16 protein-coding genes are annotated in these 23080 nt (G+C 37.9%); 4 read left to right on the top strand and 12 right to left on the bottom strand.

All coding sequences use genetic code 11. The annotated features are described in order from the left end of the window. The 4 genes from HW347_RS01895 to metG form a co-directional block, all read right to left on the bottom strand. A complete protein-coding gene (locus HW347_RS01895; RefSeq protein ID WP_214610264.1) occupies window positions 1-834 on the bottom strand; it encodes a phosphatase PAP2 family protein in 834 nt (277 codons plus the stop codon). Between the two features lie 168 nt (window positions 835-1002). Beyond that, window positions 1003-1905 (bottom strand): histone deacetylase family protein, encoded by a 903-nt coding sequence (locus HW347_RS01890; RefSeq protein WP_214610263.1) that lies wholly within the window; start codon window positions 1903-1905, stop codon window positions 1003-1005. Between the two features lie 474 nt (window positions 1906-2379). Next, window positions 2380-4506, bottom strand: a complete 2127-nt coding sequence (locus tag HW347_RS01885; protein ID WP_214610262.1) for a Tex family protein — start codon at window positions 4504-4506, stop codon at window positions 2380-2382. A 70-nt stretch (window positions 4507-4576) separates the two neighbouring features. Then, window positions 4577-6655, bottom strand: a complete 2079-nt coding sequence (gene metG, locus HW347_RS01880; RefSeq protein ID WP_214610261.1) for a methionine--tRNA ligase — start codon at window positions 6653-6655, stop codon at window positions 4577-4579. A 204-nt stretch (window positions 6656-6859) separates the two neighbouring features. On the opposite strand from metG, the gene HW347_RS01875 reads away from it, so the two are divergent. Then, entirely contained in the window at window positions 6860-7036 is a 177-nt protein-coding gene (locus tag HW347_RS01875; protein WP_155597922.1) for a hypothetical protein, read from the top strand. 105 nt (window positions 7037-7141) lie between these two features. Here the strand turns inward: HW347_RS01875 and HW347_RS01870 are convergent, their stop codons facing one another. Continuing rightward, window positions 7142-8854 carry a DUF1501 domain-containing protein gene (locus HW347_RS01870; RefSeq protein WP_155597923.1) on the bottom strand — a complete coding sequence of 571 codons (1713 nt, stop codon included), beginning with the start codon at window positions 8852-8854 and terminating at the stop codon, window positions 7142-7144. A gap of 10 nt (window positions 8855-8864) precedes the next feature. After that, entirely contained in the window at window positions 8865-10358 is a 1494-nt protein-coding gene (locus tag HW347_RS01865; RefSeq protein ID WP_214610260.1) for a DUF1800 domain-containing protein, read from the bottom strand. 195 nt (window positions 10359-10553) lie between these two features. Here HW347_RS01865 and HW347_RS01860 point away from each other — a divergent pair, with 195 nt between their 5' ends. Together HW347_RS01860 and HW347_RS01855 are read left to right on the top strand one after the other, a co-directional pair. Beyond that, a complete protein-coding gene (locus HW347_RS01860; protein WP_214610259.1) occupies window positions 10554-10913 on the top strand; it encodes a YraN family protein in 360 nt (119 codons plus the stop codon). Window positions 10914-11063: 150 nt separating this feature from the next. Next, a complete protein-coding gene (locus tag HW347_RS01855; RefSeq protein ID WP_214610258.1) occupies window positions 11064-11723 on the top strand; it encodes an aspartate kinase in 660 nt (219 codons plus the stop codon). Between the two features lie 4 nt (window positions 11724-11727). On the opposite strand, the gene HW347_RS01850 is transcribed toward HW347_RS01855, so the two are convergent. From HW347_RS01850 to mfd, 4 genes are all read right to left on the bottom strand, one after another. Beyond that, window positions 11728-13047, bottom strand: a complete 1320-nt coding sequence (locus tag HW347_RS01850) for a TlpA disulfide reductase family protein (RefSeq protein ID WP_214610257.1) — start codon at window positions 13045-13047, stop codon at window positions 11728-11730. Between the two features lie 54 nt (window positions 13048-13101). Then, on the bottom strand, window positions 13102-15027 hold the full coding sequence (locus HW347_RS01845; protein WP_214610256.1) for a CocE/NonD family hydrolase: 1926 nt from the start codon (window positions 15025-15027) through the stop codon (window positions 13102-13104). Between the two features lie 50 nt (window positions 15028-15077). After that, window positions 15078-16370 carry an acetylxylan esterase gene (locus HW347_RS01840; protein ID WP_214610255.1) on the bottom strand — a complete coding sequence of 431 codons (1293 nt, stop codon included), beginning with the start codon at window positions 16368-16370 and terminating at the stop codon, window positions 15078-15080. Window positions 16371-16458: 88 nt separating this feature from the next. Continuing rightward, window positions 16459-19863 carry a transcription-repair coupling factor gene (gene mfd / locus HW347_RS01835; RefSeq protein ID WP_214610254.1) on the bottom strand — a complete coding sequence of 1135 codons (3405 nt, stop codon included), beginning with the start codon at window positions 19861-19863 and terminating at the stop codon, window positions 16459-16461. A gap of 301 nt (window positions 19864-20164) precedes the next feature. On the opposite strand from mfd, the gene HW347_RS01830 reads away from it, so the two are divergent. After that, window positions 20165-21514: a dihydrolipoyl dehydrogenase family protein gene (locus HW347_RS01830; protein WP_214610253.1), complete on the top strand. Its 1350-nt coding sequence runs from the start codon at window positions 20165-20167 to the stop codon at window positions 21512-21514. Between the two features lie 15 nt (window positions 21515-21529). On the opposite strand, the gene HW347_RS01825 is transcribed toward HW347_RS01830, so the two are convergent. Together HW347_RS01825 and pdeM are read right to left on the bottom strand one after the other, a co-directional pair. Beyond that, the gene (locus HW347_RS01825; RefSeq protein ID WP_214610252.1) at window positions 21530-22330 is read right to left on the bottom strand and encodes a tryptophan-rich sensory protein; all 801 of its coding nucleotides are present in this window, start codon (window positions 22328-22330) and stop codon (window positions 21530-21532) included. A gap of 72 nt (window positions 22331-22402) precedes the next feature. After that, on the bottom strand, window positions 22403-23068 hold the full coding sequence (gene pdeM / locus HW347_RS01820; RefSeq protein WP_214610251.1) for a ligase-associated DNA damage response endonuclease PdeM: 666 nt from the start codon (window positions 23066-23068) through the stop codon (window positions 22403-22405). Window positions 23069-23080: the final 12 nt, after the last annotated feature.

The raw sequence follows: 23080 nt of genomic DNA, 5'->3' as shown, positions 1-23080 counted from the left end.
TTAAAACTGAATAACCACACCAAGTGTTCCGGGTCCAAAGTTGAGGTTCCAACTGGTCTTTTTAGTTTGGTCGTTGTATTTTTGGTCGTATTTTTTATCAAGATACCTGTCTATAGATTCTACGGTAGCTATGCTGATTGCAACAGCAAAAACAAAGTCACTTAAATAATGCTGACCGTCCCAAATACGGGAAATTCCGGGGATAGCTCCCAAAGTGTAAACACCTGCTTTTATCCACGGGCTTTTAAATTGCTTACCAATAGCATAGGCGTTGGTAAATGCCAACAATGCGTGCCCGGATGGAAAAGAATGATAGTTTCGGTTTGAATTGAATGGGTCAAAGGTATCTTTTCCTTTTTCCGCTACCGGTCTTGCACGACCTACAACAGATTTTAAAACTTGCTGTAAAAAACCTGAAGAAGTTGCAGATGCAATTAGAAGAACACCCGTACGGCGAAGTTTTTCATTCTTGGTGATTAGTCCAGCCAAGTAAACTCCTGATGTTGCTAAATAATTATTTTCTGGGCTACCATAAAGTTCGCCATATTCACGAATAACATGTGGTACACTTTCTTTTTGTCTTTGTATAAACTCAGAGCTTTCTTCATCAAAAAGATAAACTGCTCCCGTACCAGCTACCACACCGCCCAGTTGTGCCCACTGTTGGCCCTTCCAATGAAGTGGTCTAGCATAGGAATATCCTACACCTTTAAACATATTTACAAAGTCGTATTTAAACATATCCCACCTTTTTTCAGTAGGTGCTACAATAGAATCTTGAGCGTATGTCCCAATTGTAAGGAAAATAAAGAGTAAGGCTATGGTCTTTTTCATAATGACTGCAAAACTAGATGTATTTTGAAAACCTTCCATACTTAAAGTCGAAAAAAATAGACTCTATCGGTTGTAATTGTGTTCGTGAAGTTCGGGTCTTTTGTTAAGATACGGAATAAATGGATAGAATTATCAATTGTGCAGTTGATGAAAAAGAAGGGTTTTACGCTAGAAATAGATTTCTTGCGCAAGACGAAAGGTATTGGCATGAGCGTCAACAATAGTTTTAATGTCTGGTGAGTACCCGCCGCCCATACTACATTGAACAGGTATTTGAAGCTGGTTGCAAGTTTCTAGTACGAACGCATCCCGTTCTTTACAACCTTCAATACTAAGCCCTAAAGTACCAAGTTTGTCCGAAGCAATTACGTCTACACCGCAAAGATAAAAGATGAAATCTGGTTTTTCTTCAGAAATCAGTTTCGGTAAAGTTTCTTTTAATAAAGACAAATAATCGCTATCACCAGTATCTTTTGGGAGGGCAATGTCTAAATCCGATTGTTCTTTCTTAAAGGGATAGTTGCTGGCCCCGTGCATGGAAAATGTAAATACGGAAGCATCGTTCTGAAAAATTTCTGCAGTACCGTTTCCTTGGTGCACATCTAAATCAACAATAAGTATTTTTTTAGCCAAGCTTTTTGCCTGTAAATATCTTGCTCCAATAGCCTGGTCGTTCAACATACAAAAAGCTTCACCATGATCAGAGTAGGCGTGGTGCGTTCCACCGGCAATATTCATGGCTATACCGTTTTCTAAAGCATATAGGCAACCTTTCATTGTGCCATCTGCTATCATCCGTTCGCGCTCAACTAAATCTTCGGTCAGTGGAAACCCTATTTTTCTGGCTTCACGAGATGGAATTTTTATATTTAAAAGATCATAGAAGTATTCTGGGTCGTGAACAGCAACAATGTATTTATCGTTTGGTATTTCTGGCTCAAAGAAGTTTTCAAGCGTACACGTGCCTTCATGTAAAAGCTGTTTGGGTAACAACTCGTACTTAAGCATTGGAAACCTATGCCCTTCGGGTAAGGAATGTTTGTAAATAGGGTGATACGCAATCTTGAGCATACTGCAAATATAGGAGGTCTATCTCCTTTTTGAAATCAAGAAATTGTAAAAGTAGACGGGTAAGTTTTTGAAGAGAGAAATTGCCTAAGCTACTTTCTTTAAAAGGTCAAAACAAGGACAGCGCCCACACCTTTTGCTTTCGTTTTTTTTATACTTTTTACAACACTTGCTTTTCAGCTTAGTGTTATCTGCAAGTGCATTTTCAACTTTACGTTGTAGAAGTTCGGATTTTGCTCCTTTTTTATCCTTCTTTTTGGACGATTTCTTCTTTTTTGACACGGGTCTTAGCTCTAGATATTGAACAAATGTAGTTATTTTAAATAAATCTAAATAAGCTTTAAAAGTTAAAATTGATGTTTAGCTTCAATGAGATTTTAATGCAGGGTAGTTTTAGCGTGTTGGTTTTGAGTACTTTATTCTGATGTAGAACCTCTTCTATCCTTTAATAGAAGGGATATTGGAAAAATTTATAACCTATTTTTTATGCAAGGCCAACTGAATTCGTTTTCTTGGAATATCAATGGACAAAACCTTTACAATGATTTGTTGATTAAGATGTACATGCTCGTTCACGTCTTTCACGAATGTATCTGATAAATTGGATACATGAATAAGACCACTTTCTTTAATGCCTATATCTACAAAACATCCAAAGTTGGTAATGTTGTTCACAATACCCGGCAATAGTTGACCTTCTTCTAAATCTGTAATAGATTTGATGTTTTGATTGAAAGCGAAAACTTTGGCTTTCTCACGACGGTCAAGACCTGGCTTTTCAAGTTCTTCTACAATATCTTTTAGAGTGGGTAAGCCTATGGTTTCAGTACAATACGCCTTCAAGTTTACACTTTTTAAAGTGCTGCTATTTCCTATCAGTTCTGTGAGCGGAATTCCTTTGTCCTTGGCTATTTTCTGAACTATGGAATAGCTTTCTGGGTGTACGGCAGAATCGTCCAATGGATTCTTGGCATTTTTTATCCTTAGAAAAGCTGCTCCTTGTTCAAACGCTTTACCGCCAAGACGGGCTACTTTTTTAATTTCAGTCCGGCTTTTGAAAGCTCCATTTTCGTTTCGGTAGGTGACGATATTTTCTGCCAATTTAGGTCCAATACCAGAAACGTAGCTCAACAAAGGTACGCTAGCAGTATTGATATTCACGCCAACAGAATTCACACAACTCTCTACCACGCTATCTAAAGAAGTCTGAAGTTTACTTTGGTCTACATCATGTTGGTACTGTCCAACACCAATAGATTTGGCATCTATTTTAACAAGCTCCGCTAAAGGGTCGGCTAGTCTTCTTCCTATGGAAACAGAACCTCTTACCGTTACATCATAATTCGGAAATTCATCACGAGCTATTTTCGAAGCAGAATAAATTGAAGCTCCAGCCTCACTAACGACAAAAACTTCAATAGGATTTTTAAAGTGAATGCGCTTTACCAGCTGCTCGGTTTCACGGGATGCCGTTCCATTACCAATGGCAATAGCCTCTATTTTATAAGCATCACACAGCGAGCTTATTTTTTTTATGGCTTCCGTGTCCTTGTTCTGCGGGGCATGCGGATAAATGTTTTCATTGTGTTCTAAATCTCCTTGTGCGCTCAAGCAAACTACTTTACAGCCTGACCGGAAGCCAGGGTCTATTGCTAAAATCCGCTTTTCACCTAAAGGAGCTCCCAATAGGAGTTGTTTCAAGTTTTTAGAAAATACCATAATGGCATCATCATCTGCTTTTTCTTTTGCGTTTTTGAGGATTTCATTCGATAATGAAGGATAAAGCAAACGCTTATATGCATCCGCTATAGCCAATTCAATATGAGGCGTACAGGAATTGTTGGATTTTATAACTCGGTCTTCAATACGCCGAAGCATCTCATCAGAATCGATTTCTATTTTTACGCGGATAAAACCTTCGTTTTCGGCACGTAAAATAGCCAATAATCGGTGAGAAGGGCATCGTTTTAACGCTTCGCTCCAATCAAAATAATCACGAAATTTTTGCGCTTTCTCATCTGCCTTCTTGGTTGCGATAACTTTTGTTACAATTAGTGCGCTTCGCTCTAATTGATTTCGTACTTGGTTTCTTATAGATATACGCTCGTTAATCCATTCTGCAATAATATGCCTAGCACCTTCTAAAGCTTCATCCGTATTGGCAACTTCACCATTGGTATATTGGTTGGCAGCCGCTTCAATATCGTTATGGTTTTGAGCCATAATCATTTTAGCTAAAGGCTCTAATCCATTTTTACGAGCGGTTTCGGCCTTGGTCTTTCGTTTTTTCTTGAAGGGTAGATATAAATCTTCAAGCGTAACAAGGTCGTCAGTCTGTTCAATTTTAAGCCGAAGCTCATCAGTTAATCCGTCTTGCTCTTCTATAGCTTTTAAAACTGCAGTCTTTCGCTTTTCAAGTGCTTCAAATTGAGTTTTAAATTGTACAATGGCTCCAATCTGAACCTCGTCTAAATTGCCTGTTATTTCTTTTCTATAACGCGAAATAAAAGGTACGGTACAATCTTGGTTAAGAAGTTCTACTGTATTCTCAATACTCTTTTGAAGGAGTTGAGTATTTTTAGTGATGAAGGAAATGAGTTGCATAGGACTTTATTAACGACCGTTGAAAATAGTTGACACAATTGAGGGAATCTTAGGCAAGCCTTTAAGGAATTTAGCTTATCCCTTCCCCATTGCCAACACTGTCTTCATCTGGGTTTACAAAAACCAGTTTTCCGTCTGCGTTTTCAGTCATTAAAATCATGCCTTCACTTTCTACACCACGCAATGCTCTTGGAGCAAGGTTGATAAGAACGGTAACTTTTTTGCCAATCACTTCTTCAGGGGTGAAACTCTCTGCAATACCAGATACAATAGTACGTGTGTCCAAGCCAGTATCAACTTTTAATACTAGTAATTTCTTGGTCTTAGGCATTTTTTCGGCTTCCAAAATGGTGCCTACACGCATGTCTAGTTTTGTAAAATCATCAAAATTGATAGTATCTTTCTGTGGCATAAGTTCTTTGTTCTCGTTTTCGTTTGCCTTTTTTGTGGCTTCAAGTTTGTCTAACTGAGCTTGTATTTCGCTGTCTTCTATTTTTCTAAAGAGTAGCTCGCCCTTGTTGATTTTATGATTAGCAGGAAGCAATGTTTCTTTGGTAGAAACTTCTGCCCATGAGGTATCAACTTCACCAGATTCAATAGCTAATATGTTTTTAAGTTTTTCAGCAGTAAACGGTAAGAACGGTTCACTTAATACGGATAATGCGGTTGCAATCTGAAGGGCAACAAACATAATTGTCTTAACACGTTCTTCATCTTGTTTGACTACTTTCCACGGTTCTTCATCTGCCAAATACTTATTACCCAGACGTGCTAAGCCCATAAGTTCTTGACCTGCTTCCCTAAAACGATACCGCTCTATAGAGCTAGAAATGGTTTCTGGGAATTTTTGAAGTGATTCTAAAGTTTCCTTATCTACCTGAGAAAATTCAGAAGGAGAGGGGACAATACCTTCATAGTATTTATTGGTCAAGACTACTACACGGTTTATAAAGTTTCCGAGTATAGCAACCAGTTCGTTGTTGTTTCTAGCTTGAAAATCTTTCCAAGTAAAATCGTTATCCTTGGTTTCAGGAGCATTCGCGGTTAAGGTATACCTAAGTACATCTTGCATATCCGGGAATTCCTCTAAATATTCGTGCAACCACACCGCCCAGTTCTTTGAAGTAGAAAGTTTGTTGCCTTCTAGGTTCAAGAACTCATTGGCAGGGACGTTTTCAGGTAGAATATAATCACCATGTGCTTTTAAAATAGCTGGAAAGATAATACAGTGAAAAACTATATTGTCCTTTCCTATAAAGTGTACAAGCTTGGTATTTTCATCTTTCCAGTAAGGCTCCCAGTCTTTACCTTCACGCGCTGCCCATTCTTTTGTAGATGAAATATAACCGATAGGTGCATCAAACCAAACATATAGCACTTTTCCTTCACCACCTTCTACAGGCACAGGAATACCCCAATCTAAATCTCTAGTTACAGCACGAGGTTTTAGTCCGTCGTCAATCCAGCTTTTACATTGACCGTAAACGTTGGGTTTCCAATCAGATTTATGTCCTTCTAATATCCATTCTTTTAGAAAATCTTCATATCTGTCCAAAGGTAAAAACCAATGTTTGGTTTCTTTGGTGGTAGGAACCGTACCGGTAATTGTAGATTTTGGGTTAATAAGATCCGTTGCGTTTAAGGTAGAACCACAATTTTCGCATTGATCGCCATATGCTTCTTCGTATCCACATTTTGGACAAGTACCAACTACAAAACGGTCGGCCAAAAATTGTTTCGCTTCGTCATCATACAATTGTGCCGTGGTTTCTTCAATAAAATCCCCTTGCTCATAAAGCTTCACAAAAAAGTCAGAAGCTGTTTTATGATGAATTTCCCTAGATGTTCTAGAATAATTGTTAAAAGTAATACCGAAATCCTCGAACGATTTACGAATGATTCCGTCATACTTATCAATGACCTCTTGAGGTGTAATACCCTCTTTTTTAGCTTTCATTGAGATAGCTACACCATGCTCGTCGCTTCCGCATACAAAAGCAACATCATTGCCAGTTAAGCGTAAGTAACGTGCGTAAATATCTGCAGGCACATAAACACCGGCCAAATGACCAATGTGTATTGGGCCATTGGTGTAAGGCAATGCGGCTGTAATGGTATATCTTTCTGGGTGTTTTAGCTTCTCGGCCATTGATTTCGAATTAGGGTGCAAAAGTACTGATTTTGCACTGCATTACACAAGAGGATTTGTTAGCTAACAAATGAAAGTTAAAAGAATGATTTTTAATTGAATAGGAAGCGGTCCTGCAGTTCAACGGAGATGTATACGAATTTGGTAATGGTACAGTTTTATATAAGAGTCCCTTATTTAACCATTAACTTAAACACATAAACCATGAGTACAGGAAACCCAAACAAATTTAAAATTTTAGAAGACATCAAAGAAGGCGTGGAAGCGGTAACAAATAGTCAAGAAAAAGAAGATGTAGCCCGACTTTATAAAAATAAAGGTTCCCGTGTCTCAAAAGAACTATCGTTCAAGACTAAAAATGATAAGTCTAAATGGAGTTAATAGTAGGCAAAGTATTTTCTTAAGATAAGACGAAAAGCAACTAAAAAACCTTCGCCAATGGTAATCCATTAGCGAAGGTTTTTTTATGAAGTGAATCTAGTAAGGTTATGCGACCATTACAGATTTACTCATTTTATGTTGTTGCACTTGAATGCGATAAATATATTTTCCCGCAGCCAAATGACCAGGAATGTTTTCCTTAATATTAATCTCGTTCACACCTTCGGACATTATAGCGTTACTGATTGTGCCTACTTTTTGTCCTATAATATTAAAAAGCTGAATATCTACATGGGCCGTTACCGGCATTTCTAAGTAGATATGTGGTGAGTTGTCCGTTGGGTAGAACGGTTTATGAACTATAGAGTTCAGTTGTTCGCTATTTGGTACTACAGGCTTATCGGTCAATCCGCCATTTTCTGACGTAGGTATTGTTGGTTCTCCATCGCTATAAACAACGTCAGGGAAATCAGTACCACTACAGTTAAACCCAAGATTTACAGGAGCATACGTATGTCCTAATAAATGTTGCTCTACTAGAGGTATGGGTACACAAAGCCATTCTGCCAAAACGGTGGCATATAAATCTCTAAAATCCATCGTGTATTCTAGGTTTCCTCTGCCGTCAGGATTATCAAGTGTAGGATGTTCGCCTACAAAAGCACTGCCCTGCAAACCAGGTCCGAAAAATAGAGTAGGAGCAGCTTTACCATGATCCGTACCGTTAGAACCATTCTCAAAAATACGTCTCCCGAACTCGGAAAACGTCATACTAAGTACATTGTCATCTTGTTCCGTATATGCTAAATCCTCATAGAAATTATCAATAGCAATAGAAAGGTTGCTCATTAAACGCTCATGCGCCAAAGGCTGGTTACCATGTGTGTCAAAACCACCCATAGAAATCATATAGACCTTAGTTCCTAAATTTCCTTTTATTAATCGGGCCAACAACGCCAATTGTTTAGCAAAACTATTTTCTTGGTATTCTACTTGATTTGACCCACGTGACCATGCCTCGTGAATTACTCCTGAATATTCATATGTGGTATTGGCAACTCCTCTTAAGAATTGCAATTGGTCACCATACATACAATCATTGAATAATTCTTGTTCAAGACCGTAACGCACACCAGACTCTGCTATTTCTTCTAGTTGTTCCACATTTGAGGTTACAAATGCGTAATTGGTTTCATCTCCTTGAAAAACCAAACTTCCAAACTGACCAATTTGAATGGCAGCCGGAGCAGGTGGGGGAGATACGAGATAATCTGGGTAACACTCTTCAAAATGCCTTCCCATCCAACCTGTGTTGAGACCGCTGAAACCAGTTGAGGTTAAATCGGTATTAGCAAAAACATCGGATCCTGTAAAATGCGAGAGACTTTGGCCTTCGTAACCTACACCATGAACAGCTTTAAATTGACCTTCGCCCCACATGGGTTGCAGAGACTTCATATAAGAAGGTATACCAAACTCATCGGTAAGTTTTAAAACTTTACTTTCTGGAATATATATATTAGGTCGGGCCTTGGCGTATGAATCGTATTGTTCAATAGGAATAACAGTACTAAGTCCGTCATTACCGCCCGAAAGTCGAATTAATATTAAAATTTTATCCGTTTCCGAATTGGCTATTGCCGCTGTTAAGGGAGATGGTGCAGAAGCGGTAAGCATATTACTGCCTAGCATCATTGAGCCAGAACCGGCAATTCCTAAAGCCTGTAAAAATGAGCGTCTGCTCCAAGATTTATGTTCTTGATCGTGGCCATCATGTTCTAGGCCTTTATGGGGATCTGTGTGGTGAGTATCGCACATAGTAGTAGGTTTACTTTAGTTGAAATTCGGGTTGTCTGGCTAAATATTGTAAGAGTAGATATACTTGGGTAGGGCCTTCCATGGAGGTTTGCAAGGACCAACTTGGTGTTGAGCCGCCTTCATAGTATTGTTCTTGAACGTCACTTCTAAAAATGACATATGCTTTAGTGTATTCTGAATCGTTAAGTAAACCTTTGGGTAAAATAAAATCAATGATTGCTCTTGCGATTACATCGGGATTACTTTCATTACCCTCATTCACGCTAACGAGGGATAGGCCAAAGGCTCTAAATTGTTCATCATCGGAATTAAAGAATTCTTCCATTATAGTTTCTATGGTCAACCATCGGCCAATCATAAAGTTGGTATTGATCCAAGAACGGTTTCGTTGCCAACCCGCCACATCAAATGGGTCAAACATACGCTGACTAAGAAGTCCGCTGTAATTTATAAGACTTGCTAAAACGGTATCGTCATAAGTAAAGCTACTTTCTTTGAGTATATTGAAATAGAAGTCATAAGGACTCTTGATGATTACACCAATAGCCTCGTCATCAAAGAAATGCTGACTTTTAAATAACTGTGAAAGTACAGGGGCAATCTCAAAATCGTTGGCAATAAACGTAGCTGCCATACCAGAAATTATAACCTGGGCGTTACCCGCATTGTCGTTAGAATCTGGGTGTACAAAAAACTCGTATAATTTTTGACAGATAAAACCTGCTATTTCCGCTGATCGTTGTTCAAATAGAATATTGATAACATCGTCATAACCCCAGTTTCCTGTTTGGCCTAGAATGGTCTTACTATCCGTATCATGCTTTTCAGGATCAAAAGTTACTTGCTCGCAACCTAATTCGCCACGCTCAACATAGCCGGAAAGGGCCCGTGCCGTTTCTACAATATCTTCTTCCGTATAATTATTACCCTCACCTAAGGTAAAAAGTTCATAAAGCTCTCTTGCATAGTTTTCGTTGGGGTTGTGTCCATTATTATAAACTCCATCTAGATAATATAACATGGCATCTGTAATCCCAATTTCACTTGTAAATGTTTTAAAATTGCCTAGCGAATTTCGCTGTAGACAATTAACGTAACTGTAAAGAAATGGAGTGCACTGGTATATATCCAGTTCTGTAACAAAATGATTGCTCCAGAAAAAGCTCATACGATCACGAAGGTTGTTGTTCAGCATACTTTTAGCGTATGCTAAACTAAAGTCGTCTTCTTGCTTTCGCTTTAACTGACCTCTTAAAGTACTATCTTCAGGGTAATTGCTGTTGTTCCAATCTGCCCATTCGGGCTTGGGTATAGTTGGAGCGCTAGCAGCTTGAGACATTATTGCATTTACAATAGTCTCTGCAGTAGAACCAACGGCTTGGTCAATAGTTTGAACCGAAGCGCTAAATCCAAGTCTTCTGTACAGATGAGCCGCCCTGTTTCTGTCTAAGGGAGTAGTATACGGTGCCAAAGGCGCCGTATTACAGTTAACAAAATATTCCATAATTTTCGTAGGCTTTAAAGAACAGTTTCATGTGTTTGGGGCTAGTTCTTAACGCACAAAGATTTTGGATAGTATGTGTTTTCTGGTATTTTCGACATACTGTAAAATGATTTACGGCTGCTATTCAATTATTGATGTCGTTTTACACGCTTTTTCGATGAATTACACGTTTTATTAAGACTTATATGTATTTATATGGGAAAACACAATGAATTTGGTAAAGAAGGGGAGAAGCTGGCAGCCGATTTTTTGCTTGAAAAGGGATATGAAATTCTCGATAAAAACTATCGCTATTTAAAAGCCGAAATAGATATCATAGCGCAAAAAGAAGATGTATTGGTTATTGTAGAAGTTCGTGCCCGTAGTAATGATCAGATTATACCTATTGCAGAAACGATAACAGCAAAAAAAATTAAGCTTTTAGTCATTGCTGCAGATTACTACATTACTGACAATGACCTAGATGTAGACGTCCGTTTTGATGTAATTACCATTTTGAAGAACCCTAAAATCTTTAAAATAGAGCATTTAGAAAGTGCTTTTTATCATTTTTAGTCTTTTTTGAAACTAGTGCCTCCTTGAATAATGCCCGTCTTTACGGTGATTATGGATGGTCCGAAAATTTTGGTAAAGAACATTACAACACAATTTGTTTTATTTATAACAATATGTTATTTTTGTCCAGCAACCAATACTTGTGAACCCATGAAAACGATTTCTTCCGTAGTCGAACAGTACATTAAAAAGAAGCCTTTCTTGCAAAGTGCACTAGCACAGGGCATTATTAACTTGACATCACTTTCTAGGATTGTAAAACCTGAAATTGAGAACGAATTAGGAAAAGACATTCGCAACGGAGCAATTGTAATGGCTTTAAAACGCCTTTCAGATGATTTAGAATTCAGGGCTACCCACAAAATTATTAAAGTTTTAAAGAATATTGGTGAGATTACGGTGCGCTCATCACTCACTGATTTTACGTTTTTGGTTTCTGAATCCATTCTTGAAAACCAGAGTCAATTATTGGAGGAAGTAAATAAGAACAAAGATGTTTTCTATACTTCTTCTCGTGGTGTAAATGAATTGAATATAGTAGTAAGTAATAGCTTAGATGGTACGGTAGAAGATCTTTTCAAGAATGAGAAGTGTACACAAAAGGCTATGAACTTATCATCTATTACTGTGAAACTTCCTGCGGAAAACGTGTCCGTTCCTGGAATTTATTATTTCATTTTTCAGCGCTTAGCTTGGGAAGGGATTGTTCTTTACGAGGTAATTTCTACAACCAACGAGTTTACCATCCTAGTTGATGATAAGCAAGTAGATGTAGCTTTCAAGACTATAAAAGATTTGAAAATGCTTTAAGAGGTTACTTTTTTAGTAACTCTATTACTCCCTTGTCGCTTTCTGGTTTAGCCATAATACGCTTATCAGAATCTAAAAGAAAATAAGTTGGCGTTGAACGAATATCGTATAATCTAGCATACTTACTTTCCCATCTTCCTAAAGCAATAGCATGCTCAAAGGCAGGTAGCTTGGCAGATTCCGGCACCCATGTGTCCGTATTGTCTTCTAGACCTACAGCAATGACCTTTACATTTGGATACTTTTTTAATTCTTTATGAAGCTCGGGAAGTTCCTTTAGGCAATGAGAACACGTACTGCTCCAGAAAACAAGGAGATAGTTCTCTGCACCTTCCATTGCACTCAATTTCTTCTGAACATCAGCAGCTGTCCATTCCAGTTCCGGTGCTTTTGCACCAATACGTAAACGATGTTGAGATGCTAATTCTTGAGCTTTGTTTGGGTCACTTGATGCTGTGGCAAGAGATTTTAAATAGGTATCGTAAATGAAATCTGTGGTTTCGTTTAGTCCACCGTTAGTACTCATTTTCCATAAGCTGTAAAATACATCAAATTTATAAGCATCTGCTACCGGTGCAAGTTTGGTGTTTACTTTCTTAATATTAGCTTGAATTGCTTTTTCCGTTTCGGTAGAGGATAGTTGCTCGGCTGGTAAAGCGGTAAAAACGTAATTCTTCAACTTATCGGTTAAAAAATCAGAAGCCTGCAAAACTTGGTTATCAACCTTTAAGTGGTCAAAATAATGTTCTTTTTTATTGGCGATGTATTCTTGAACCGATTCAAATTTTGCTGGAATATAAGGTCTGTTCGCTAAAATGAAGTTTTCGACCATCAAATCTTTCGCCTGCTCCTCATAGGCATCTTGGGTAGTTCTTAATTGGTCGGTACATTCTTTAAATTCCTTTTTGTCTGACTGCCCTTCTATATAAAAATTAACCAATTGCTCTACCGAAGAACCTATGCTCTGAAAATAGGACGACATGATTTTATTTTCCTTTGATGAGATAAAGGAAACACCTTGTGTGGCATCAAAAGCTAGTTCAATATCTTCTTTGCCATTGTAAATAACATCAAAATAGAATTCATCTTGAGGAACGGCATATACCAAACGGTACATACCTGTTTTAGCATTTTTAGGTATTTGCAGTGTAAACTTCCCGTCCTTAATGGTAGTGTTTGCAATGAAAGACTGCGAACCGGCCTTTAATCTATAGGCAAGTAAATACTTATAATCTTTGGCAGGTGTAAATGTTCCTGAAATGGTATGTTGGGCTTGTGCACAAAAAGCAAAAAGCAACGTGAATACAAAAAGATATTTCTTCATAATATAAATGCTCCAAAAATAATACCACAAAAGTATTAGTTTTGGAGCGATACCCTAGTCTTTTATTACTTTTTCATTTTTTGAGCTAAACGGTAGTGGCGCACAACAATCTTGTGTACCGCCTACTTCTACGGATGAAGATCCAAATACTTGAATCGTAGATTTAATAAAATCTTCTTCATTAGCCTTGTAAATATTGTCCACATATTTCTGCGGGTTACGGTCAATGTATGGGAACCAAGTACTATGAATCTGTATCATAATACGATGGCCTTTTTTGAACGTATGTAATATATCTTGCAGTCTAAAATTAACATCGCTTGGTTCACCGGGAACGAAAGGTTCTGGATTTTCAAAGCTATTTCTAAATCGGCCTCTAAAAACTTCGGCACGCACAAGCTGCTGGTAACCGCCCATTATAATATTGTCTGGGTTGTGCTCGTATTTTTCATGGTCATCTGGGTAAACATCTACTAATTTTACAATAAAATCACCATCTGTTCCTGTCATGGCTACTTTTAGTTTCGCCATAATTTCACCAGCCAAGACTCTGTCTTCTTCAAGAGCATCTGTTTCAAAAGTTAATACGTCTGGACGCCTTGATGCATGTCTTTGATCGTCTGACATATATCTACGTGGTGTAAAAGTCAATCCTTCTATCTGTGAAGTGTATGGCACTGGTTTATGTGGGTCACTAGTGTATTCAAAGATTGCCTTTTCATCAATTGGTTTATTGATGCTAAGTTTTCCGTTTTCGCCAAAATAAAGACTGATGGGTTCAATTTCTTTTGGAGGCCATGCATCAAAAGTTTCCCATTTCTTAGCTCCAGTATCAAACATATAGGCTTCAGGCAAGGTGTCCGGGCCGTCATCTTTTAAATGGTGTGCAAAGAATTTACTTTCAATATTTTTTAAAAAGAATGATGATATACTATCACCAAAATATATATGGTTATGGATAGTCTTCCCTTTCTCCCGCGCCCATGCACCATGGTCCCAAGGGCCCATAACAATACTGTTTTTTGCTTTTGGGCTGGTAGCTTCAACCGTTTTGTAAATGTTTAAAGGTCCATAAAGATCTTCGGCATCAAACCAACCGCCAACGGTCATAACCGCGTGGTCAATATTTTTTAAATGTGGAAGGATGTTTCTTTTTTGCCAGAATTCGTCATAGTTGGGGTGGTCTACAATCTGGTTCCAGAAAAAATTATCGTGATGATAATTTTTTGTAATATTCTTAAGTGGCCCAAGTTTCAAGAAGAAATCATAAGCGTCTGGAGCAGGGTCTCCATAAAGGCGCATCAATTTATCCATATACCATGAGTCTCTTGTTAAGCTGTCTTTCTGATAACCGAAAACAGCAAAAGCAGCGGTGTAGCTTTCTAAGTATGCACCTTGGTGGTGAAAATCGTCAAAGAAAAAATCAGCGATTGGTGCTTGCGGAGAGGATGCTTTTAGCGCTGGATGCGCATCTATCATACCTGCAGCAGTATAATGTCCTGGATATGAAATGCCATACATACCAACACGACCATTGTTTCCTTTGATTTTCTTTATCATCCAATCTATGGTATCGTAGGTATCCGAACTCTCGTCAATATCCTTCTTGTTTTTGCGATTGTTTCCAGGGATGTTGGGGCGCATGTTATCAAATTCACCATCGGACATGTATCTTCCGCGTACATCTTGAAAAGCCAATATATAACCGTCTTCTATTAGATATCTTGAAGGGTAGCTGCTGTAATTAAAGTTTGAATATTTACTTGCATTATAGCAGGTACGGTTTAGTAGAATAGGATAGTCTTTAGACTTGTCTTTTGGAGTGTAAATAGCGGTAAAAAGTTCCGCGCCATCTCGCATAGGTATACGGTATTCCTTTAAGTCATAATGTTGTCTGAAGTAAAGGGAATCTGCATTTTGGGCTTGAAGGGATAGTGCTCCCATGCTAACAAGGAAGACCAGTATAAACCTGAATTTCATAGTAGTGTTTTTTGTGTGTGTTTAAAGATAGGAATTTACAAGGTTTTGAGCTAGTTCCTCAACTTTGAAAAAAGCCACTTATTTTTAAGTTCTTGCTGCTCTGGAAATGTCCAATGCCTAGTTTCTTGAAAAACATGTAATTCTTTTTTGGCAGGAATTAAGTTAAAAGCGGAATATGTAGATGCAGGCGGGCAAACATTATCGTTGTAACCCCAGCTGTACCAACCCTCAGCTTTTACAAAACGGGAGAAATTAGCAACATCATAGTATTTTGAGACTTCAATTTTTTCGGGCTTGATGGTGAAATCATCAATGAATATTTGAGGCCATCCACCAGCACGGCCGTGTAAAAAACCTGTAAGGTCACTTAACGCTGGGTAAAATGCCGCTAGATAATCTATGCGGTCATCCATACCTGCGGTTACAATAGATAATGCTCCACCTTGGCTTCCTCCGGTAACAGCAATATCCTCGCCATTAAAGTTAGCTACGCTCTCCAAAAAATCTACTGCACGTATGCAACCAAGGTAAACTCTGTGGTAATACGTATTTTCTTTATCGTCTAAATTAATAGTATTATAACTGCTTAAAGGTCCTGCTTTTAAATCATCATAAACTTGCTGGTCAAGATTCACGGGAATACCGTGTATACCCATAGTGAAAGTGACAAAACCTTGAGCGGCTTCGTCTACTTCTCCATAATATGGGCGAATGCCCGCTCCAGGCACATGTAAAATAGCGGGATATTTACCCTCTTTTTTAGGGGTACAAAGTATGCCGTAGATTTTACCTTTTATATTGTCTAATCGTACATGATAGACATTTACCTTGTCCGTACATCTTTCTGGCATAAGGGTCAGTACTGCATTCATAGGTATTGCGGCAAGTTCTGCTTTGCCTTTATTCCAAAAAGCTTCAAAGTCTGACGGTAATGTGGTCGTTGCCTTTATTTTCTCAGGTGAGAAGCCAGCTGTTGCGTATGAACTATATTCTTTGCCATCTACCGTTACTTTGGCTGTACAGCGAAGAAAACCCGGCTCATTGAATTTGTTCGATTTAACTTTTACTACACCGTTTTTCAAAGTCAGTTCTCCTTCATCCCATATTTTCACGGAGCGATACCCTGGGTCGGTTTCAACGGTATAGTTTATGGTAATGTTTTCTAGAGGCACATTATTACGTAAAACCGTAATAGAGAACTCGGCGCGTTCGCCAACACTGTACGTCCAATCTGTGTGGTTGGGCGTTACGATAACATTTACAAGTTCTTTACTGGGTTGCGCACTAAGATTAAAGCACAAAAGGAGGATTGCCGCTAGGCTAAAGCAGATTTTAAGTTTCATAGAAATATAGGTTGTTTGGTCAACAAAAGAATTTTGGCCAAAACGCTATCTGTTTTAGCCATAACTAATATAGTTGATTAAAAACATTTTATGAAACTGCTACGACCGTTTCTTTAAAAGGTGCCATAGCTTTTAATGCTTTCTCTACCGAAGTTATTCGTTCAAATACTAAGATTAATCGAAGCCCATTTCTAGTTTGCTTTTCTTTGACCTTACAAAGCTGTGGATGGTTTTGCACAAATTGAAGGACCTTAGTGAAAATTGGACTTTGATAAAAACGTGACTCTTGATCTGAAATAAAATAACCTATCAATTTGCCTTTTTTCATGACCACTTTTTCAATACCAATGCTGTTTGCAATCCATTTTACACGAACAGAATTTAGTAAATCTTCGGCCTCAATAGGAATCTCTCCAAAGCGGTCAATTAATTGCGCTTCAAATTTTAGCAGGCTTTCTTCATCGGCAACATCATTCAAGTCAGTGTAGAGAGTAAGCCTTTCAGTAATGTTGTTGATGTAATCATCAGGGAAGAGTAGTTGAAAGTCGGAATCTAGCTGCGTTTCTTTTACAAAAGGTTTTTCTTGATGCCCTTCTACTTCTTCATAAAGATCCTTGAATTCGTTTTCTTTCAGCTCATCAATAGCTTCCGCTAATATTTTCTGATAGGTTTCAAAACCAATTTCGTTGATGAAACCACTTTGTTCTCCTCCTAATAAATCTCCTGCACCACGAATCTCTAAATCTTTCATGGCAATGTTAAACCCGCTACCCAGTTCTGTAAATTGAGATAATGCCTCAATACGTTTTCTGGCTTCAGCAGTCATTGATTCATAAGGTGGAGTTATAAAATAACAGAAAGCTTTTTTATTGCTACGTCCTACACGCCCACGCATCTGGTGCAAATCGCTCAGACCAAAATTGTTTGCGTTGTTAATGAAGATAGTATTCGCGTTAGTAACGTCTAGCCCACTTTCAATAATGGTTGTGGAAACCAGAACATCAAATTCACCGTTCATAAAGGAAAGCATAAGGTTTTCCAACTTTTTACCATCCATTTGGCCATGTCCAATACCTACTTTGGCATCTGGTACCAAGCGTTGAATCATACCCGCAACCTCTTTTATATTTTCAATTCGGTTATGAATAAAAAATACTTGTCCGCCACGTTGTATTTCATAGCTAATAGAATCACGGATAACTTCTTCTCCAAAACGAATTACTCTACTTTCAATAGGGTAACGGTTTGGTGGTGGCGTTTTAATGACCGAAAGATCCCGTGCTGCCATTAAGCTAAATTGCAATGTTCTAGGGATAGGCGTGGCAGTTAATGTTAGGACATCAACATTTTCTTTTATGGACTTTAATTTATCTTTTACAGCAACCCCAAATTTTTGCTCTTCATCAACAATGAGGAGCCCTAGGTCTTTAAACTTTACGTTTTTATTCACCAATTGGTGTGTGCCAATAATAATATCTACTTGGCCAGCTTCAAGTTTTGCTAAAGTTTCTTTACGCTCTTTTGCCGTTCTAAACCTGTTTAAGTAATCTACGTTTACCGGCATTTCTTTTAATCGTTCTGTAAAAGTACGATGGTGTTGAAAGGCGAGGATTGTAGTAGGTACAAGCACGGCTACCTGCTTGCCGTTATCAACAGCTTTAAAAGCAGCACGAATAGCGACCTCGGTTTTACCAAAACCTACATCACCACAAATAAGGCGATCCATAGGGCGTTCACTTTCCATATCCTTTTTAAAATCCTCCGTAGCAGTGCTCTGGTCTGGTGTGTCTTCGTAAATAAAGGAAGCTTCCAGTTCAGTTTGCAAGTAGCTATCAGGGTCATATTGAAAACCTTTTTCCAACCTTCGCTTGGCATAAACCTTTATTAGGTCAAAAGCAATTTTCTTGACTCTGGTCTTGGTTTTTTGCTTAAGTTTTTTCCAAGCAGCAGAACCTAGTTTATAAATTTTTGGTGCTGCACCGTCTTTACCATTAAACTTAGATATTTTGTGAAGCGAGTGAATGCTAACATATAGAATGTCTCGTTCGCCGTATACTAATTTAATGGCCTCTTGCTTTTTGCCCTCTACATCAATCTTTTGAAGTCCGCCAAATTTGCCAATACCGTGATCAATATGGGTGACGTAATCTCCAATTTCAAGCTTGTTGAGTTCTTTTAGTGTAATTGCCTGCTTTTTGGCGTATCCATTCTTAAGGTTGAATTTGTGGTAACGCTCAAATACTTGGTGGTCCGTATAACAAACTAATTTTTGGTCATCATCAATGAAACCTTGGTAAAGCGGTGTAACTATGGTCTTGTAATCTACGTGCTCGTTTACTTCTTCAAAAATAGCATGGAAGCGTTTTGCCTGTTGATCACTAGCGCAAAAAATGTAATTGGTATATCCTCTAGCCTTGTAAGCATTCAGGTTTTCAATTAATAAATCGAATTTTTTATTGAACGAAGGTTGAGGATGTGTATTAAACTGAACGGTTACAGCTTTATCAACCAATTCTGATGACGTAGAAGTCTCTGTAGTTAAAAGAGCAAAAGCCTTTAGTTGTTTTTTAAAACTCTTAGAATTCATAAAAAGAGCTTCAGGCTCTACGTGCTTAATATCTTCGGATAATTTTGTGAACGCCTCTATGGCCTTCGCGAAGAAATCATCTAAGCGGTCAAAAATGTAATCTGTGTTTTTAGCAAAAATTACGGTATCAGAAGAGACATATTCTAGGAAGTTCTGCCTGTTTTCTTCTAAGAATTTGCTTGCTACATTAGGTATAACGTTTATTTTGTTCACTTTACTTGTAGAGAGTTGTGTGTCTACATCAAACGTACGAATACTGTCTACTTCATCACCAAAAAATTCTATACGGTAGGGCTCATCGTTAGAAAATGAGAACACATCTACTATACCACCACGAACCGAGAATTCTCCTGGCTCGGTAACAAAATCTACTCGTTTAAATTTGTATTCAAAAAGCACCTCATTTAGAAAGTCCAGTGAGAGGGTATCATTTAATTTAACCTTAAGCGTGTTCTTTTCAAGTTCGCGGCGGGTAACCACTTTTTCAAAAAGAGCATCTGGGTAAGTAACTATTATAGCCGGCTTTTTACGTGAGTTGATACGGTTAAGAACTTCGGCGCGTAATAAAACATTGGCATTGTCCGTCTCCTCAATCTGGTAAGGCCTACGGTAACTTCCAGGATAGAAAAGTACATCTTTCTCTCCTATAATTTGTTCTAAATCGTTCAGATAATAAGCAGCTTCTTCTTTATCGTTGAAAATTAAAAGGAATGGCCTATCTGAATTTTGAAAAACATCAGAAAACACAAAGGATAAAGAAGAACCCGTAAGTCCTTTTAAAATAATTGCGTGATTTGTATTTTGATTTTTTTCTGCGTTTGCCGGAAATTTTTGGGCAATAGTATCCTGCAGTTTTCGCGTTTGCGAAGACTGAGAAAACAGTTGTTGAATAGAAGATTGCGTCAACCGTTAGTTTTTTAAGAACTCAAACAAAGTCAGCTTAACTGGCTCGTCCAAGATGATAATACCTTGACCTGAGAATAAAACAGGTCTCTAAATTTTGAAAAGCAAAGGTAGCGAACTCCCTTTAAGTTTTTATGCCCAATGAATTGCTTTTTGTGCGTTATTAAGTATTGATGGATTAAAGTTAGTCATGTTTGTTTTGTTGCGTCAATAATTAGACGGGAAGGATTCATTTAATTCGTGTTAAAAGAGGAGATTCAACCTTCTAGAAAAGAGGATTCCAGATTAAAATAATATTCAAAAGATGAAAGAACAAAAATATGATGTATTTGTTATAGGAAGTGGAGTTGCGGGACAAGCTGTTGCCAAGGCTTGTGTGGAGTCAGGACTTAAAGTTGGTATTTCTGATAAAAGAGAATATGGCGGTACTTGTGCCAATAGAGGTTGTGACCCTAAAAAAGTATTGTTGGGAGCAACAGAAGTTATAGAAGCAAGTAAAAATCTTCTAGGGAAAGGCATCAAAGATGTTCCTGAACTAAATTGGAAAAAGTTGATGAGTTTTAAAGAGAATTTTTCGCAAACTGTTCCGAAATCTACGGAGAAAAAATTGAGGGACTTGGGAATTGACATGTACCATCAATCTCCAAAATTTATAGATGAGAATACGCTTTCGGTAGAGGGAAAGATTATTCAGGCAGATAAAATTGTAATTGCTACAGGCTATGAGCCACGCGAATTGAATTTTAAGGGAAGCAAGTATTTAAAAACTAGCGATGATTTTTTAAGTCAGAAAAAGTTACCCAAAAGAATCACTTTCATTGGAGCTGGATATGTGGGAATGGAATTTGCACATATTGCAGCCAGGGCTGGGGCAGAAGTAACTGTAATAGATTCAGGTAAGAGGCCATTGAAAGCTTTTGACGCAGATTTGGTTAAAGAACTAACTGCCTATTCTAAGGAATTGGGAATCGAATTTATTTTTAACGCGAAAATTATTGGATTAAAGAAGGGGACTAAAAACTTGAAAGTATCTTTTGAGAAAAAAGGTAAGACAGAGATATTAAAAACAAAGGCAGTATTTAATTCCGCAGGAAGGGTTCCCGCAATTTCAAAATTACAGCTAGAAAAAGGAAATGTAACTTTTAATGAGAACGGAATTGAGACAAATGATTATTTGCAAAGCACGAGTAACGTAAATGTGTATGCTTGTGGCGATGTTTCGGACAAAGGGTTGCCGTTAACACCGCTTTCTAGTAAAGAGGGAAATGTAGTGGGCATCAATATTATTAAAGGAAATAAGAAAAAACTAGAGATTTCGGTTACTCCATCAGTGGTGTTCACGTTGCCAAACTTAGCGTCAGTAGGATATTCGGAAGAAGAAGCAAAGAGTCGATATAAAAATGTAGTGGTCAATTATAAGTCAATTTCCGATGGGTTCAATGCTAAGCGTATCAACGCACCAGTGTATGCCTATAAACTTTTACTAAACGAACGTACAAATGTAATTGTGGGAGCCCATTTGATAGGTCCTGCCGCAGGTGAAACAATTAATTTATTTGCACTTGCTATAAATCAGGGTATGACCGCTAAACAAATCAAGCAGACTATTTTTACTTACCCATCGTGGTCTAATGATATTAAATCTATGGTGTAAAGTAATCTTGATTGTTTAATGATTTTGTAATCGTTCTTTTAACTTTTTACCGGGACTGGTCTCTTTGTTTTTCATAGCATGAGCCATAGAAGAAATAAATAGGATAATAGCTGCTGTAAGTGCGGAGTACGCAACAATTTCATAGTTATCTTTATGTCGAACGAAAATAGCGACAAAGGCCCATACGGCAACTAGTGCAAATTCGCGCATATTACGTTTCCAAGTCATAGCAAGGTTAATTATTGTGGCAATACCAATTAGAATAATAGTCCATGATACTTCAGAAAGAGGTGCGCCTTCCCAACCTAATTTTGTGAGGTATGCAGAAATGTTGGCAATGGTTGCCACCGCAATCCATCCGCTATACAAACAGATAGGCCACCAAACAAAGGCAATAACTTCAACGGGAGCATCCCATCTTTCCATATTGGTATTTAATATAATTTTAATGAGCGAAAAAAGAATCCCCAGCATAATCAACACTGAAATTCCGGTGTAATCAAATGCAAAAGCTAAAACCCAAGAAGCATTTAGAATGTTGGCGATAAAAAACCAATATCCGGTTTGAGAAATAAAGTTGCTTTCTTTTTTACTGAAAAAGGCTCGTTTTACTTGGAAGATAGCATATGCTAGGAGGCTTAAGAAAATGATGCCCCAAATAGAAAATGCGTACGGTGCTGGAGTAAAGAGGTTGTCATATCTACGGCTTATTTCACCAATAGTAGTATCGTTTAGCCGGTACATCTGGGATACGTAGTTAACGGCAATGACAAATAAAACAGAAAACAAGTTGAGTAAGGCCAGACTCTTTTTCATAAAATTCATTTTTGTAAATGTACGTTAATGGCTGAAAGGCAATTGATTCAAACTGAAATAAAACGGACTGATTCAATAGCGCTTCTTACGGCGCGATTCCTTGAACTGTACTTGAAAAACTTCATCTTCGGTTAGAGCAAATATTTCGTTGTTGGGTTCGGGTTCTAAAACATAAGTTCCCGTAAAGGTCCCAAAAGCGGGCAAAATCATCTGATTGTCTGATTTAAAAAAGCAAGATAATCGTACGGATTGGCGTCCCAAGCCTTGCAAACGAACTGCAGGGTGAATATGTCCAGAGAAATTAAAAAAACCTTCTCGTTCTTCTGGGTGATGCGTCAACAAAAAACCGTCTAGTTGTATTTCCGAAATAACTCGTATTCCCAAATCTTCATATTTAAGAGGGGAAATGATATCGTGGTTGCCGGCAACTAAGATGATTTCAGAAATAACAGTGCTAACCCACTTTTCAAATAATTGCCATTCTTTGTTTAATGAAGAGTGAAAAAGGTCTCCCATAAAGACGATAATCTCTGGTTGAAAGAAATTGATGGCCCTATCCATCGCTTCAAAATTTTTCAACACTGCAGCTTGGGGTACAGCCGCTCCAAATTTTCTAAAGTGTGAAATCTTTCCTAGATGCACGTCACTAATCAGTAGCATTGATTTTTCCTTCCAAAAAAGAACTCCGGACGGATGCATAATAAAATGTTGAGAACGTATTTCTAAATCTTGCACCATGACGGATAAAGA

Origin of the sequence: Zobellia barbeyronii (assembly GCF_018603515.1) — a bacterium.
Lineage (GTDB): Bacteria > Bacteroidota > Bacteroidia > Flavobacteriales > Flavobacteriaceae > Zobellia > Zobellia barbeyronii.
The sequence above is the reverse complement of the archived record's forward strand: the minus strand, read 5'-3'. Positions and strand labels throughout refer to the sequence as shown.

Coding starts and splice junctions, on each gene's coding strand:
- HW347_RS01895 (WP_214610264.1), bottom strand. CDS start 834: ATGAAAAAGACCATAGCCTTACTCTTTATTTTCCTTACAATTGGGACA.
- HW347_RS01890 (WP_214610263.1), bottom strand. CDS start 1,905: ATGCTCAAGATTGCGTATCACCCTATTTACAAACATTCCTTACCCGAA.
- HW347_RS01885 (WP_214610262.1), bottom strand. CDS start 4,506: ATGCAACTCATTTCCTTCATCACTAAAAATACTCAACTCCTTCAAAAG.
- metG (WP_214610261.1), bottom strand. CDS start 6,655: ATGGCCGAGAAGCTAAAACACCCAGAAAGATATACCATTACAGCCGCA.
- HW347_RS01875 (WP_155597922.1), top strand. CDS start 6,860: ATGAGTACAGGAAACCCAAACAAATTTAAAATTTTAGAAGACATCAAA.
- HW347_RS01870 (WP_155597923.1), bottom strand. CDS start 8,854: ATGTGCGATACTCACCACACAGATCCCCATAAAGGCCTAGAACATGAT.
- HW347_RS01865 (WP_214610260.1), bottom strand. CDS start 10,358: ATGGAATATTTTGTTAACTGTAATACGGCGCCTTTGGCACCGTATACT.
- HW347_RS01860 (WP_214610259.1), top strand. CDS start 10,554: ATGGGAAAACACAATGAATTTGGTAAAGAAGGGGAGAAGCTGGCAGCC.
- HW347_RS01855 (WP_214610258.1), top strand. CDS start 11,064: ATGAAAACGATTTCTTCCGTAGTCGAACAGTACATTAAAAAGAAGCCT.
- HW347_RS01850 (WP_214610257.1), bottom strand. CDS start 13,047: ATGAAGAAATATCTTTTTGTATTCACGTTGCTTTTTGCTTTTTGTGCA.
- HW347_RS01845 (WP_214610256.1), bottom strand. CDS start 15,027: ATGAAATTCAGGTTTATACTGGTCTTCCTTGTTAGCATGGGAGCACTA.
- HW347_RS01840 (WP_214610255.1), bottom strand. CDS start 16,370: ATGAAACTTAAAATCTGCTTTAGCCTAGCGGCAATCCTCCTTTTGTGC.
- HW347_RS01830 (WP_214610253.1), top strand. CDS start 20,165: ATGAAAGAACAAAAATATGATGTATTTGTTATAGGAAGTGGAGTTGCG.
- HW347_RS01825 (WP_214610252.1), bottom strand. CDS start 22,330: ATGAAAAAGAGTCTGGCCTTACTCAACTTGTTTTCTGTTTTATTTGTC.
- pdeM (WP_214610251.1), bottom strand. CDS start 23,068: ATGGTGCAAGATTTAGAAATACGTTCTCAACATTTTATTATGCATCCG.